Source organism: Bacillus sp. B15-48, assembly GCF_016879755.1.
Classification (GTDB): Bacteria; Bacillota; Bacilli; order Bacillales; family Cytobacillaceae; genus Mesobacillus_B.
The window spans coordinates 63,775-78,255 of record NZ_WOFU01000008.1 but is presented as its reverse complement, the minus strand read 5'-3'; the positions used below and the strand labels follow the sequence as shown (position 1 = coordinate 78,255).

General features: G+C 38.3%; 14 protein-coding genes. 6 read left to right on the top strand and 8 right to left on the bottom strand.

The features are described from left to right. Window positions 1-36: 36 nt before the first annotated feature. On the top strand, window positions 37-1,614 hold the full coding sequence (locus GNT69_RS20590; RefSeq protein ID WP_203556882.1) for an ATP-binding protein: 1,578 nt from the start codon (window positions 37-39) through the stop codon (window positions 1,612-1,614). A gap of 65 nt (window positions 1,615-1,679) precedes the next feature. Then, window positions 1,680-2,366 carry a response regulator gene (locus GNT69_RS20585; protein ID WP_203556881.1) on the top strand — a complete coding sequence of 229 codons (687 nt, stop codon included), beginning with the start codon at window positions 1,680-1,682 and terminating at the stop codon, window positions 2,364-2,366. 58 nt (window positions 2,367-2,424) lie between these two features. Here the strand turns inward: GNT69_RS20585 and GNT69_RS20580 are convergent, their stop codons facing one another. The 3 genes from GNT69_RS20580 to GNT69_RS20570 form a co-directional block, all read right to left on the bottom strand. Beyond that, complete coding sequence (locus tag GNT69_RS20580; protein WP_203556880.1) at window positions 2,425-4,497, bottom strand: cation:proton antiporter; 2,073 nt, start codon at window positions 4,495-4,497, stop codon at window positions 2,425-2,427. Between the two features lie 240 nt (window positions 4,498-4,737). Continuing rightward, window positions 4,738-5,151: a DoxX family protein gene (locus GNT69_RS20575; RefSeq protein WP_203556879.1), complete on the bottom strand. Its 414-nt coding sequence runs from the start codon at window positions 5,149-5,151 to the stop codon at window positions 4,738-4,740. Between the two features lie 240 nt (window positions 5,152-5,391). Next, a complete protein-coding gene (locus tag GNT69_RS20570) occupies window positions 5,392-5,853 on the bottom strand; it encodes a MarR family winged helix-turn-helix transcriptional regulator (RefSeq protein WP_203556878.1) in 462 nt (153 codons plus the stop codon). Window positions 5,854-6,104: 251 nt separating this feature from the next. Between GNT69_RS20570 and GNT69_RS20565 the strand changes: the two genes are divergently transcribed. From GNT69_RS20565 to GNT69_RS26315, 3 genes are all read left to right on the top strand, one after another. Then, window positions 6,105-6,299 (top strand): hypothetical protein, encoded by a 195-nt coding sequence (locus tag GNT69_RS20565; protein ID WP_203556877.1) that lies wholly within the window; start codon window positions 6,105-6,107, stop codon window positions 6,297-6,299. After that, window positions 6,299-6,505, top strand: a complete 207-nt coding sequence (locus GNT69_RS20560; protein ID WP_203556876.1) for a YwbE family protein — start codon at window positions 6,299-6,301, stop codon at window positions 6,503-6,505. The genes GNT69_RS20565 and GNT69_RS20560 overlap by 1 nt, the downstream gene beginning before the upstream one ends. 234 nt (window positions 6,506-6,739) lie before the next feature. Continuing rightward, on the top strand, window positions 6,740-6,964 hold the full coding sequence (locus GNT69_RS26315) for a helix-turn-helix domain-containing protein (RefSeq protein ID WP_203556875.1): 225 nt from the start codon (window positions 6,740-6,742) through the stop codon (window positions 6,962-6,964). Between the two features lie 638 nt (window positions 6,965-7,602). On the opposite strand, the gene GNT69_RS20550 is transcribed toward GNT69_RS26315, so the two are convergent. Continuing rightward, window positions 7,603-7,824, bottom strand: coding sequence for a twin-arginine translocase TatA/TatE family subunit (locus GNT69_RS20550; RefSeq protein ID WP_203556874.1), 222 nt, complete (start codon window positions 7,822-7,824; stop codon window positions 7,603-7,605). Between the two features lie 15 nt (window positions 7,825-7,839). Further along, the gene (locus GNT69_RS20545; protein WP_239094372.1) at window positions 7,840-9,609 is read right to left on the bottom strand and encodes a PhoX family protein; all 1,770 of its coding nucleotides are present in this window, start codon (window positions 9,607-9,609) and stop codon (window positions 7,840-7,842) included. 283 nt (window positions 9,610-9,892) lie between these two features. Between GNT69_RS20545 and GNT69_RS20540 the strand changes: the two genes are divergently transcribed. Continuing rightward, entirely contained in the window at window positions 9,893-10,165 is a 273-nt protein-coding gene (locus GNT69_RS20540) for a hypothetical protein (protein WP_203556873.1), read from the top strand. A 230-nt stretch (window positions 10,166-10,395) separates the two neighbouring features. On the opposite strand, the gene GNT69_RS20535 is transcribed toward GNT69_RS20540, so the two are convergent. The 3 genes from GNT69_RS20535 to GNT69_RS20525 form a co-directional block, all read right to left on the bottom strand. Then, window positions 10,396-11,034, bottom strand: a complete 639-nt coding sequence (locus GNT69_RS20535) for a YdhK family protein (protein WP_203556872.1) — start codon at window positions 11,032-11,034, stop codon at window positions 10,396-10,398. Window positions 11,035-11,199: 165 nt separating this feature from the next. Beyond that, the gene (locus tag GNT69_RS20530; RefSeq protein WP_239094371.1) at window positions 11,200-11,820 is read right to left on the bottom strand and encodes a class I SAM-dependent methyltransferase; all 621 of its coding nucleotides are present in this window, start codon (window positions 11,818-11,820) and stop codon (window positions 11,200-11,202) included. A gap of 157 nt (window positions 11,821-11,977) precedes the next feature. Then, entirely contained in the window at window positions 11,978-14,410 is a 2,433-nt protein-coding gene (locus GNT69_RS20525) for a heavy metal translocating P-type ATPase (RefSeq protein WP_481747694.1), read from the bottom strand. Between the last annotated feature and the right edge of the window lie 71 nt (window positions 14,411-14,481).

The following is a 14,481-nucleotide window of genomic DNA, read 5'->3' as shown; positions in this document are numbered from 1 at the left end:
ACGGTTTCATTCCCGTGTTAAAGAGGAGAAATTTCAATGTTCCGCATGAAAATCCAAACGAAACTGACAATTTTAATACTCTTCATTGTTAGTTTCTCACTTTTTGTGTCTGGGTTCGTAGTGATTACCCATTTCATCCATGCAAAAGAACAAGAGTTAAAGCAGCAATCACTTGTCGCTGCACGAACGGTCGCTGGCCTTTCAGAAATTTCGAATTCACTCTCGGATAAAGATTCAAATCCACTGACAATCAATCATATTGTTGAACCAATTCGCGTTACCCATAATGCTGATTACATCATTGTCCTTGATATGGACCGAGTTCGCTATTCTCATCCCGTTCCATCGATGATTGGCAAAATTTCGAAAGGAAGCGATGAAAATCAAGCCTTTGCCGAGCATACATATACGACAAAAGCCCGCGGGGAAGCAGGTACAGCTATTCGTGCCTTTGCGCCCATAGTTAACAACGAGCGTCAGCAAGTTGGGGTTGTTATCGCTGGGTTCCTCCTACCTACTTTTTATGAAGTACTTGCAAGCTTAAAATCTGAAATCTTATTAACAACGGTACTGTCTTTACTTTTCGGCGGTTGGGGGGCACTGTTGCTCGCTCAACATATTAAAAAACAATTGTTTCATTTAGAACCAGATGAAATTGCGAAAATGCTCGTTGAGCGAAATGAAACATTTAATGCGATGCAAGAAGGATATGTTGCGATTGACGCAAACGAAAGAATCACGATTTTTAACCATAAAGCAAAAGAATTATTTGCACTTAACGGTGAGGTTATTGGCAAAAACATTCGTGAAGTCTATCCAGAATCAATGCTCCCTAATGTGATGCAATCAAAAACCCCTTTTTTTAACAAAGAAATTCCTGTACAAAACCTTATTTTCCTGAGCAGCCACCTTCCAATTAAAGTAAACAATGAAGTTGTTGGTGCTGTTGCGATTTTCCAAGACTTAACAGAAATGAAGAATCTTGCAGAAGAATTAACTGGGGTAAAGGCATTCGTCAGTGCTTTGCGAGTTCAAAATCATGAGTATATAAACAAACTGCATGCCATTGCTGGTCTAATTCAATTAGGAAATAAAGAAACCGCGTTAAACTATGTTCTTGAAGAAACAGATGAACAAACAGAATTAACGCGTTTTTTAAGTAAAAACATTAAAAATGACAGCATTTCAGGATTATTATTAAGCAAAGTAAGTCGCGGCAAAGAGCTAGGAATCATGGTGACAATCAATCGGCGCAGCATGCTCACTTCTTTTCCTAAAGGACTCGATCATCATGATTTTGTCGTTATTTTAGGAAATTTAATTGAAAATGCCTTTGATGCTTTTCAGACTATCGATCATGACGAGAAAGAGATATTCGTTAGCATTGAACAAACGGAAGACACCTTAACGATTTTAGTTGAAGATAATGGCTGCGGTATTTCTCCTGAATATCTTTGTAACATTTTCACTGAAGGATTTTCGACAAAACATGGGCAAAATCACGGAATTGGTCTCTACTTAGTTAAGCAGATCATCAATAATGGCAATGGTGTGATGGATGTGGAAAGCAGTTTAGGCGAAGGAACGACCTTTACAATTACGTTCGAACGTTAGCTTGATCGTGGTCAGTTTTTTTTCCTGTCAATATAACGCGTTATCAGAGTAAAGAGGTGAGATGGATGGCAAAGAATCCGATAACTGTTCTCCTTATAGAAGACGATCCAATGGTTCTAGCGATTAACCGCAGTTACATTAATCAACTAGATGGGTTCAATATCATTGGTACTGCCTCGAATGGAACGGAAGGAATTCAACTAATTAGGAAGCTTAATCCTGATTTAGCGATCATGGATGTTTATATGCCTCAACAAGATGGCCTAAAAATGTTAAAACAACTCCGTTCAGAAGGATATCAAACAGATATTATTATGATTACTGCCGCCAGTGACCTAGAAACAGTAAAATATGCCTTGCAATATGGCGCCGTTGACTACATCGTTAAGCCCTTTACATTTGAACGAATTCAACAGGCATTTGAAAATTATCTTGTCCGTCACCGTCAGTTTAAAAAGAAAAAGGAAGTGACTCAGGCTGAACTAGATACGATGCTGTTTCAACTTGAACGAAGAAAAGATACGACGCTTCCTAAAGGGTTGAATTCAGTGACGTTGGAGAGGATTTTCGATTTTTTAAATGCGAAAAAAACGTCTTATTATGCAGATGAAGTCGCTGAATCATTAGGAATAGCTCGTGTGACCGCAAGGCGCTATTTAGAATATCTTGTCCAATGTGGCAAAGCAGAAGTCTTTATGGAATATCAAAAAGTTGGCAGACCGAAAAACCGCTACCAAACCAAAAGAAAATAGGGTAACCATTACGGTTACCCTACCACGACATTCCATTTCCACGCTATTGCTATGAACGTTAAATATCGTCCTCATAATCCTTCCTAAATAAAACCTCTTTCGGAATTTCGATACCTCTAGAGCCCCTTAAATCCACTTCTTCTTCCTCAGCAGGGTAAAAAATGATAAAACTTTCTGGTTTAATTTTTGCTAGTCTTTTTGGCAATTCTTCAAGTTCTGGATGCCAAGCGATTGTTCCTTTTCTTGCACTCAAGATGACGACAATATCATCTTCTAATAATTTCGGAACGTATTCTTCTTGAAGAGCTGGCCAGTTATTTAATCGGCTAATTTCCATAGGTGGATTCGGTTTGATTTTTTTAATGAAACTTTCATAGCGCTCGACAGCATCATGAATCACTAATACTAATAACGAAGCACTCAACCGGTTAGTCAGCAGCTTTATCCGCTCGACCGCATCACCAAATCCAGGTTTATGGCCTGCGCCATATGGGATAATTAAAATAATCCGTTTCGTTGTTGTTAATGGATGACCTAATTTTGAAACTAACACAGCTTGATTCGTTTGATCAACAAAACGATCAATTACACTGCCGAATATTTGATTTGGCCTTCTTTCGGCATTCCAGCCGATCACAACTGTGTTAATTCTTTCTTCGGTAACAGCTCTAATCATTCCGTTCGTAACATTATGGTCGACCCTTGTTAACGCACGTAATGGAATCTCCGCACCAGAAGCATACATGACAGCATGACCTAACATCTTTTCTGCATTGGCGACTCCGGTTTGAGCTGATTGTACATCTTTTTGGACAACTGTTAACGGGTACAATGGTTGATCATCTGTATTCGGCTGTTTGATCATATAGGCTAAATCAATCAATGATTCCATCGTTCGCGGATTAGCTAACGGAATAAGGATACGTTCTGGACCTTTTTTTGTTTCCGTTGGCTGCAACTCCTCTTTTAATGCAAGCCTTCTTCCATGTTTTTCAACTAGATACGGGCCAGCAATACATGTTCCAAGAATCATGATAATGACAGCATTAACGGTTGCTTGATCCAAAAGGCCGACTTCAAAACCGACTAAAGTAGATGCAAGGGTAGCAGCTGCCTGCGGAATGGTTAATCCTGTCATTACGCCTTGTTCGACTTTAGAGTACCGATAAACTTTACTAATAATAATTGGAGCCAAGCCTTTCCCAATAAAAACGGAAACAAGAATGGCCAATGTAACAATCCAAGCCCTCGGATCATTAAATAAGACTTTTAAGTCCATTAGCATCCCTACAGATAATAGAAAAAATGGGATAAATAAGGCATTGCCTAAAAAACGAATTCGGTTCATCAATGTCCCATGATCGAGCACAAACCGATTTAAAGCCAAACCTGCTAAAAATGCTCCAATAATTGGTTGCATGCCAGCAATAATCGCTAAGAAGGCGGAGACAAACAGAATCACCATCACATAGGTGAAATTCATTACCCCTTCATTTTCCGAGTTTCTAAAATACCATCTAGAAAGAATGGGTGTTCCCCAAAGGATAATAAAAACAAAAATAGAAAGAGAAACAATCATCTTTATCCAAAATTCAATTGACAATTGACCCGCTGCCGCACCAGTTACAACTGCTAAAAATAATAACGCAAAGGTATCGGTTAACAATGTACCACCAACGGCCGTTGTTACTGCTTTATTTTTAGCTATACCTAAGCGGCTGGCAATCGGATAAGCTAGTAGTGTGTGTGAACCAAGAATGGACCCTAAGAGGATCGATGCCAACAAACTATAATCAAATAAAAGACCTACTCCGGTCCCTAATAGGAACGGTAAAGTAAAGGAGATGGACCCAAATAAAATACTCCTATTCCGGTACCTTTTGAACCCATCAATATCTATTTCTAATCCTGCGATAAAAATGATAAACAACAAGCCAATTGTGCCTAGCAAGACAATCGTCTCGTCTCTTTCTATTAGGTGAAACCCGTTTGGCCCGATTATCACTCCTGCTAAAATCGGTCCAATAATCCCAGGGATTTTTAATTTTTTCATTAATAATGGAGCAAAAAAGAAAATAACCATGGCAATCGCAAAAATGATTACTGGTTCCTCAATAGGTAAACGAATCAAAGGCAGCCCTCCCTCAAATAGTCGGTTTCTATGTACTTTATATAGAAATATTTAACTGCACGTTTCAAAATACCACAATCATGTAAGAGAATAAAGTATTTTTGCTTGAAAATTACAAAAAATTTACAACTCGTTTTTGCTATTAATGAAAAAAAACCAAACAACAAGTTAAATTGTTGCTTGGCTCTTTTACTTTTATTGATTCCCCTTTTTCATCCATTCCACTTCGGTTACAGTTAATTAAGCTGATTTTGTAATGGAATTGTTTCCTTGACCTTTAAAGAAAAATTGACCAAGAGAAAGGATTTTACTACCATTCATTACTAAGTAAACCGCGACAATTAGTAACATAAGATCATAAGCATATCCACCGATAAATCCTACTGATAATTGTACTGTGATAATTGCCCCAATCATGATAACCCCTAATAATGCAGAAACAATCCGTGTTCCAAGACCAAGAATTAAAGCAATCCCTCCAACTAATTCAATCGTTGCGACAACATAGGCAAGGGCTCCCGGTAATCCAATACTTTCAAACCAACCTGCGATATTTTCAATCCCACCTTGGAATTTCACAGTACCATGTGCAAAAAACACAACCCCTAACACTACACGTAATAATAATGCTCCAACTTCAGTTTTATTTGACATCCTTTTTTCTCCTCCATTATGTTAAATAAATTTATTTTAATTCAGCTATTTGCATTTCATATATTAGCATCTAATACATTTTGAATTCAAGACATTTATTAAAAATTTTATAATTATTTTTCCTCCCTCAATAAATATCAAGATTTTAGAATAACCTTCAACAAGCATTGGCACAAGAAAAAATGACCTAAACTACTTCAAAATAAGGTATTATTAATTCGGAATATTTATTTAAAAAAATTAATCTTCTACACCTTTAGCGTAATAACCTAACTTTTTCAGCTGCTCGATCATATGTTTTTTTTCATTCAAATCTAACCCGCTACATATTTGGTTAATCGCATCTTTATGTTTTGGGAAAATCCCATTCATTAATTCTGTTCCTTCTTTTGTTATTGCAGCATACGTGATACGGCGATCTTTTGGGCAAGGTTTTCTCTCTAATAATTTCTTGTTTTCTAACTTGTCTACTACATACGTAATACTACTACTTGCAATCAATACCTTTTCTCCAATTTTTTGAATTGGCTGATCTCCTTTGTTATAAAGCAGCTCGAGAACCGCAAATTCCGTTGGATTTAGGCCAAAGCTCTTTATATCATCTTCTACACGTTTTTTTATCGATTGCAAAGAACGGGACAAAACGACAAATAACTTTAAAGATAAATCCTCATCCAAATGTTTGTTGTGTTGAGTATCCATACCTATCATTCCTTTTGTATACTATCTCGAATTCGAGATAATTATATACTATTTCATTTACATGTGTCAAGTGGTCACAGTGACGCCCCGAAAAATCTTGTTTCACAACAATTGTTCCACGCGCATTTGGCTTTGCAGGTCGATCAAAAAAGTGCTAAGCACTATTCGCAAGTGACTTCGAGTATTTCTTTCACAAATCGGTAAAATAGATTATACTGAACTAATCATTTATATAATAGGAGGGATTTCCTTTGACCGAGAATCATCCATCAGAACCAGTAAAAAAGAAAATGAGCCTGCAAGAGGCAGTGAAGCAGCAGCTTGCAAATAAAAAGAACCAGGGTCAGACTGGTAAAGGCAAAATGAATGCTGACAATTCACCAAAAATCATGAAAAGCCAACAACCCAAAAAAACAAGCAATAGTCGCAGAAAAATGGGTGTTTAATGAACGGACAAAACCGCAAAAACATATTTCCGGGAATGCTTGTTGATATTGTGTTAAAAAAGGATCAGAGAACGGGAAAACTTACAAAAGGCACCGTGAAAGATATACTCACAAACTCAGCCACTCATCCCCATGGTATAAAAGTCAGGCTAACAGATGGACAGGTTGGACGAGTTAAGGAAATTCATTCAAATACGTCACAGTGACGCCCCGAATATTCTTGTTTCACAACAATTGTTCACAGTGACGCCCCGAATAATCTTGTTTCACAACAATTGTTCCACAACCAATTTTTGGTATTCCTGGTCCACCGATGCTTTACTTTACTCGGGGGCACGAGCCTTCGTTTTTAGTTGCTATGGTCCATTATTACTTCATACCACAATTTCGTTTTGTGGTTGTCTCGTGAATTTATGAATAAATAGTCCTCTCCTTTTTCAATGTATATAAAAGGAGGGGAATCAAGATATAAAAATAATTTACCTTTCCCTAAAAACACATCTAGTATGAACCCAGTAAAACAGGCTGAGTTAGAATGGATTTTATCTGTGTTGAAACGTTCCCAGATGAATGTCTCAAATGCTGCAAGGGAATTAAATATGAGCCGTAGCACCCTATACAGGAAATTAAAAAACATGGGTTATAATATTAAAGAGTCAAACTAATCTTGTCCCTCCTTGGTATGTAAAACCGAAATTTATTTTCCACCAGGGAGGTTTTTTTTCGTACAACACAATGCAATAAGCTATTCGGAACCATTCCCTAGCGTACAGTTTTCATTTTCACAAGAAAAAGATGTAGACAAGTGATACTTAACGGTTCTCTTTTGAGGTGCAAAAACAAAAAATCAAGGCACCATGTTGGAATTTTCCTGCTCTTATCGTTATTCCGCCTTTCCTTCTTTGACACTGGACACTCATCAATAATAGACGGAAAATTTCCGCTTAATTAGAAAATATCATTAAAAATTCCCTAAATAAACGGAGAAATTACCGCTATTAACACGATAATCGTGAAAATGGAGGATTTTTATGTGCATAACCGGAAAAACTCCCCTTATATCCCCCGAAACGAGCTCCATTCTGCATTTAACCGGAAAATCTCCCCTTATTATGCTTTCACTAATTACTCGATTAAGGACAAGCCTTTACTTTACGATTTCGCACGCTAATTCTTCCAAAATATTGACAGTATAACAAAAATAGAGTGCTGAAATCGTTGAGATTTAGCACTCTATTTATTGGGAAATCTATTTTTTGCACCGTTAATTTGATACTGCCTACACCTTTATATATTGCATTGTTTAAACTATTTTGTTATCTACTTCTTTTTCTACAGCCGTTAAGTTAGGCTTCTTTTCTTCTTTTTCGTCGTCGCTAGAAACGAGTTCTCGCGTTGCGCTCTTGAACTCAGTCAATGTGCGGCCAAAAGCACGGCCGATCTCCGGAAGCTTAGAAGGCCCGAATATGATCAAGGCGATGACGAGGATTAAGATTAATCCTGGAATCCCAATATTGGATAGCATGGTTGTTCGTACCTCCTATTTATTACTCTTTGTTTCCTTACCAAAGTTATTGCCTTGATTTCCTTTACCGAGGTTATTCCCTTTAAATCCTTTAATGGCTACAACGGACGGAAGCGGATCCGTATCACCTTTTCGTCGTGGCCAATTTTCAATCGGATGCTGAACAGACAAGAACAGGGTCTTTTCATCGGTAGTAAACCAAGGTCCGGTTAATTCAGATCCTTTAGGTCCGGAAGCGAATTGAAATGCCTCCCCTTCATTCTGGCCATGAGTTGGAAGGACGAATAAGCCGTTATTTCCGTGCCAAGCGTAGACACCTTTGCCAATATTACTCTCTGACATGTCTGTTACAACCCAAATGTTCGCATTGCTATCGAACGTTAAATTATCCGGAGCAGAGAACCCGCTTTGGCGTCCGCCTGCAGCAAAGATTTCGAACATAAACTCCATAGATTCTAAGTCATCTTCTTTTTCAAAAATGCGTGTAATATGTCCATGGATATTCCCGTGTACTGCGTTATTCGTATGAGCAATAAAAATCGAATTATCAAAAGGACTAATTTCCAAATCTTCCGGGCGGTCTGTTGGTGTGCCACCAAGGATGATCGCAGCTTCATGTGTGTTTACCATCACATCGGCTTGGGTAGCATTTACAGGGAACATTTCTCGTAAGGTCTCAACCGTCATGTCTCTCATTTTTAACACATTTGGAACTGAGAAATTTGACGCATGTACCCTTGCAGCCACTGCAGCTGCATCCAATTTCACCCATCTGCCTTGTGCAAAATTAGCTACATACAATGTCCCATCTTCAAGCAATTTGGAATTCGCTTTCCCTTTTGCCGCATCGAATTTGCCACTACTAACATATTTATAGACACAAGCGTTTTGTTTATCGTCTCCCATGTATACAGCAATACGGCCGCTTTTCGTAAGTCCCATGCATGTATTTTCATGATTAAAGCGTCCAAGCGCAGTATGCTTGCGTGGCTTGAAGTTCTCGTCTTTTTCATCAAACGGGTCTACCTCAATAACCCATCCATAATGCTCCGATGGCAAATTGGATCTTCTTGCCTGTGTCTCAAAATTCTCTTCACAAGACAATAGCGTATTCCACAATGTCATTCCCCCTGAGCAGTTCGCCCACGTACCGATTGCTGTTGTTGCACCGCCAACCGCAGCACTGCCTCGAGCTGGTCCAACAATTTCAAATGGAGTAAAACCATTTAAACGTCTTGCATACTTAGAGGAAGTATCCATCTTCCAAGTTCCATTTTTGTCTTTATATACCTCAATGACGGCACCACCTTGATGATAACGTCTTTTCGTATCAAGATTGGTCCCTTGCATAAAGGAAGGCATATATTGTTCTTTCATGTAATTATCATTAATATATTCCAGGTTTACCCATAGCAAGCCTCTTTCATTCGAGCCGTTGATTGGGAAATAAATTGTAAAATCACAGTTAAATCCGAATGTATCCCCTTTTGGGTTAATGACATCACCATATGCCGCTAACACATCATACGAGAAACCATCAGCAAGGACTAAATCATCCTCCGTCGTAGGCATAATTGGTTTAAAAAATGCATGTGGCTTCGCCTGTGGACTTAACTTAACATCATCATATCCATAAAGGTGATCTGCCGTATTGGCAGCTTCTGCTACTGGTGCCAAGGTCCCCAACCCAGCTGAAGCAGCAGCTAAAGCAGCTGTCCCAGTTCCTAAATAGCCCAAAAATTTACGACGATTCATGTTTAAAGTAGCATTATCTTTGTTTTCCATTTTTTCCATTCCCTCCACTATTGTTCATAGTATGTAATCCCTTGTACAACTTGTATTTTAATAGTGGATTATTAACAGCCCATGAAGTATACGTTAATAAGCTATTAATCTTTTGTAATTTTTGCAAAAAAAAGTGAATTTAGAGGAGAAATGTCAAAAACGCCTCCAAAAAGAAAAACGCCGTGGAAAAAGAACTTTTGTGAAAATCAAATACTTATGCATTTCTTCATACTTTCTTGATTTTCTCCTATTATCATATAGTTAAGAAGGGAGAGGAAAACAAATGAAAAAACTAATGATCGCCATTTTAACTGGAGCGTTTATTCTTGGGGCAGGAACATTTGCTTTTGCACAAACAGATGGAGTAGACGGAAAATGGAGTTTTCAAAATATGCTACCGTTAATGCAAAAAATGCACCCGGATTTTTCTAACGACGAACTGGAACAAATGTACAATGACTGCCATGGTAGCAATGGCCAAGCAGGACCAATGGCTCCAACTCAGCAAACAATGGATCAAATGAAAGAGGATTCAATTAAAGGATCGGTGCTCTAACCGATCCTTTTTTCATTCTTAAAAGCAAAAAACTTACCCAATCATAAGCTGATTTAATAAGTTTTTACGCTTCATCTATTTTATGTCCAATTCCCCAGCCTGTGAAAAAAACGATGCACTTTGCAATGGAGCATGAAAGTACATCGTTTATTGGTTGTTCATTATCCTGTGTATTATCGGAACCGTTAGACTCATATTATGATTAAAATATTTTTTCAACGATTTTTCTTTTATTCAACCGGTGATAATTCAGCTTCTGTTACCCATTTATGATTTCTAACTTCTTCACCACCGGTAGTAGTTGTAAAATCGACCATATAAACCGTAGTCTCTTCAGCTGAATCAATTTCTACTGCCGCACCTTCCATCCCTTGCATATGTGATGCGTCTGTTTTCACTTCCGTTCCTGGTGCCAACGGTGCATCGCCAGCATCTATCAGTTCTTCGTGTATAACCCATTTATGATTTTCTACTCTTTCTCCACCAGTAGTAGGTGTATATGAAATCGTATAAACAGTTGTTTCATAAGCCCCTGCAATCGTTGCTTCAGCGTCCTTCATCCCTTCCATATGGGCGTCTTGGATAATCGCTTTGCTCCCTACTGGATAGGTTGGATTTTCAGCTACTTTCAATCCTTCAGGTACTTCACCTGAGCTAGACATGTCCATATGGCTATGATCCATCTCTTCCATTTCTTCTTCAGAATTAGAATCTGTGTCCGAATTTTCTTGATTCAAATCCTGTTCGACATTCTCTGAGTCTTCATTTGTAGATTGTGTTTCATCATTATTGTTTGCGCAAGCCCCTAACACCAATAATAAAGCTATTAATAGGGTCATCATGAGTTTTTTTCTGTTCTTTTTAAGCATTTCATAAATCCTCCTTTCGTAATCAATGATAAATATAATCGAAATATGTGCAGATTTGATGAATTTTAATGTTTTTACTATGAAAATACTTTTAACGTAAGTGAGGCTCATAGAATGCTGAATGTTTAAAAGTCCAGTTCATTTTCTAATGAACTTGAATTGTAATTATTCTTTTGGAGCGATTATTAATTCCCTCATAATCGAACTCATTAATGGTGTGTTCATTTCAATTTTAAGGTTGGATCGCCCAATATGTTTTAGTGTTTCTCGATTAATATTTGCTCCCCACAACCTTACCGTTAATGGATTTAAAATATCCATCATCCGACCAACTGCCTTATTTTCACTCCTCATATGTTCTAACATAAAGATACGGCCAGTTGGTTTACACACTCTTTTCAACTCTTTAAGTCCTTTTTCTGGATTAGGAACTGAACAAAAAACACATGTTGCTACAATAGAATCAAACTTATTATCAGGGAAAGGGAGCTCTTGAATGTCTGCTTCCATTAATTCAATGGGAAACCGAAAGTTTCCTAACGCTATTTTTTCGTTCGCATGCTTAAGCATCCCTTTACTAAAGTCAATGCCCGTTAAAGAAACAATATCTTCACGATAGTAAGGGAGATTTGCACCTGTTCCAATTCCTACTTCAAGCACATTCCCAGATACATTCGAAAGTAATTGTTTTCTCCACTCTTGTTTAATCATTCGATCCATAAGCTCGTAAATTCCTGAAATTCGATTGTATCTCTTTTTAATTATTTCATTTAAATTTTCATCCAAGATAATCACCATACTCCGTTAATTTATGCTATTATGTCCATCGATTCAATATTAAAATACACCCCCATTGTTAAGCAAAACGAACAATGGAGGTGCAGGTTTTTTACTGTTTATTGTAGAGAATATCAAGAAAACGTTAAAATTAGATTACCTAAATTTATCTTACTGGCTGCCACTTCCGCAAGAACAATGTATTTCCCACAACCGATACAGAACTAAATGCCATGGCTGCACCAGCTAGGATCGGATTTAGAAAGCCGAAAGCTGCAACCGGAATGAGGATAACATTATAAGCAAATGCCCAGAAAAGATTTTGGCGAATTTTCCGCATCGTTGCTTTTGAGAGTCGGAGGGTATCAACAATTCCCATTAAATCGCCTCGCATCAGTGTAATATCCGCCGCCTCAATTGCAACATCTGTTCCAGTTCCAATCGCAATCCCAACATTTGCAGCTGCTAGAGCAGGAGCATCATTGATTCCGTCTCCGACCATCGCAACGATTTTCCCATCTTGCTTTAACTTTTCCACTTCTGCCGACTTATCCTCTGGAAGAACCTCTGCAAGGACCCGATCTACCCCGACTTCCTTGGCAATGGCCTCTGCCGTTAGACGGTTGTCACCGGTTATCATAATGACTTCAATGCCTAATTGCTTCATTTGCTTAATTGCTTCTGCTGAAGTTTCTTTTACGGTATCAGCTACTGCAATGATGCCAGCAATCATGCCGTCTATAGCCATTAGCATCGCAGTTTTCCCTTCACCCTCAAGTTTTTCCATTCTGATTAAAGCGTCATTTATTTCCACTTTATTTTTTATCATTAATCTTTTGTTCCCGATTAACACGAATTTATTATCGATTTCAACTTGAATTCCATGGCCTGGTATGGCAGCAAAGTTTTGACCTTCGAGAAGTTTCAACCCTTTTTCTTTTGCATTATTGACAATCGCCTCGCCTAGTGGGTGTTCAGATCCTTTTTCAGCGGATGCCGCAAGTTTCAGTAATTCTTCTTCTGAATAGGTTCCGTATGAAATGATATCAGTCACATCTGGTTCACCCTTTGTAATCGTACCAGTCTTGTCTAAAACCACTGTTGTAACTCGTTGTGAATTTTGAAGGTGTTCGGCTCCTTTAATAAGAAGACCATTCTCTGCCCCTTTTCCGGTACCAACCATAACCGCCGTAGGTGTTGCCAAGCCTAAGGCACATGGGCAGGCAATGACAAGAACTGCAATCGTACTAACTAATGCCGGTATAAATCCTACTATGAAATAAGTTATCGCGAACGTAGCTATAGCAATAACAATAACAATCGGAACAAAGATTCCTGAAATTTTATCAACAAGATGTTGGATTGGGGCTTTAGAGCCTTGAGCCTCCTCAACAAGTTTGATAATTTGTGACAATGCCGTATCTTTTCCGACTTTTGTTGCTTTGAATTTAAAAGAACCATGTTTATTGATCGTCGCACCGATAACGGAGTCACCATTATTCTTTGTAACTGGCATACTCTCACCCGTTAACATTGATTCATCAACAGATGTACTACCTTCAATAATCTCCCCGTCGACCGGAATTTTTTCTCCTGCTCGAACAAAAATGATATCATTTAATTGAACTTCTTCAATAGGGATATCCATTTCGACTCCATCACGGATCACCCGGGCCGTTTTCGCTTGGAGCCCCACGAGTGTCTTAATCGCTTCTGAAGTCTGTCCTTTTGCCCTTGTTTCAAGGAGTTTTCCAAGAACAATTAGTGTCATAACAATAACAGCCGCTTCAAAGTATAAAAATTGACCAGTTCCCATAATTGTTACGACTAAACTATAAAAATAAGCTGCTGATGTTCCAAGGGTAACGAGCACAGCCATATTCGCACTGCCACCACGGACAGCATTAAAGGCATCACGATAGTAATGACCGCCTACATAAAACTGAACTGGAGTGGCCAGTAAGAATTGTAGCCAAGGACTCATATGGAAGAAGTGACCATTTCCGAATTCCATCGTAAAGTCCGATATCATCTGTATTAAGAAAGGGATGGATATAATAGCACCGATGGCAAATTTAATTTTTTGCTTTTTATAGGCTTTTTCATGGGCACTCCGTTCATAATCATCATCTGTTTCTCCGATTACTTGGGCATCGTACCCTGCTTTTTTGACAGCCTGTAGCAATTGATCGACATTTGTATTTCCTGGAATAAACTCAACACTCGCTTTTTCCGTTGCTAAATTGACAACTGCCTTTGTTACCCCATCTACCTTATTTAGCCCTTTTTCAATCCGGGTTGAACATGCTGCGCAAGTCATCCCAGTAATAGTTAGCTGAACCTTTTCTTCCTGAACACCATAGCCAGTCTTTTTTACTTTTGCAATAAGGTCTTCGACAGAAACTTCAGCAGGATTAAAGGTAACAGATGCTTTTTCAGTAGCAAGATTGACATTTGCTTTTTCGACTCCGGGTACTTTTGACAAGTTTTTTTCAATTCTTGTTGAGCATGCTGCACAAGTCATTCCGGTAATATTCAAGGTGACATTTTCCCCTAAATTGGACTGTACCTTTGTATTTGTCTGAACGTCCATAATCATTTTCCCTCCTTACATAGGTTCCATCTCATTTTGATTTAATCATATACTATTACAGGGTATATTTTTTTGGA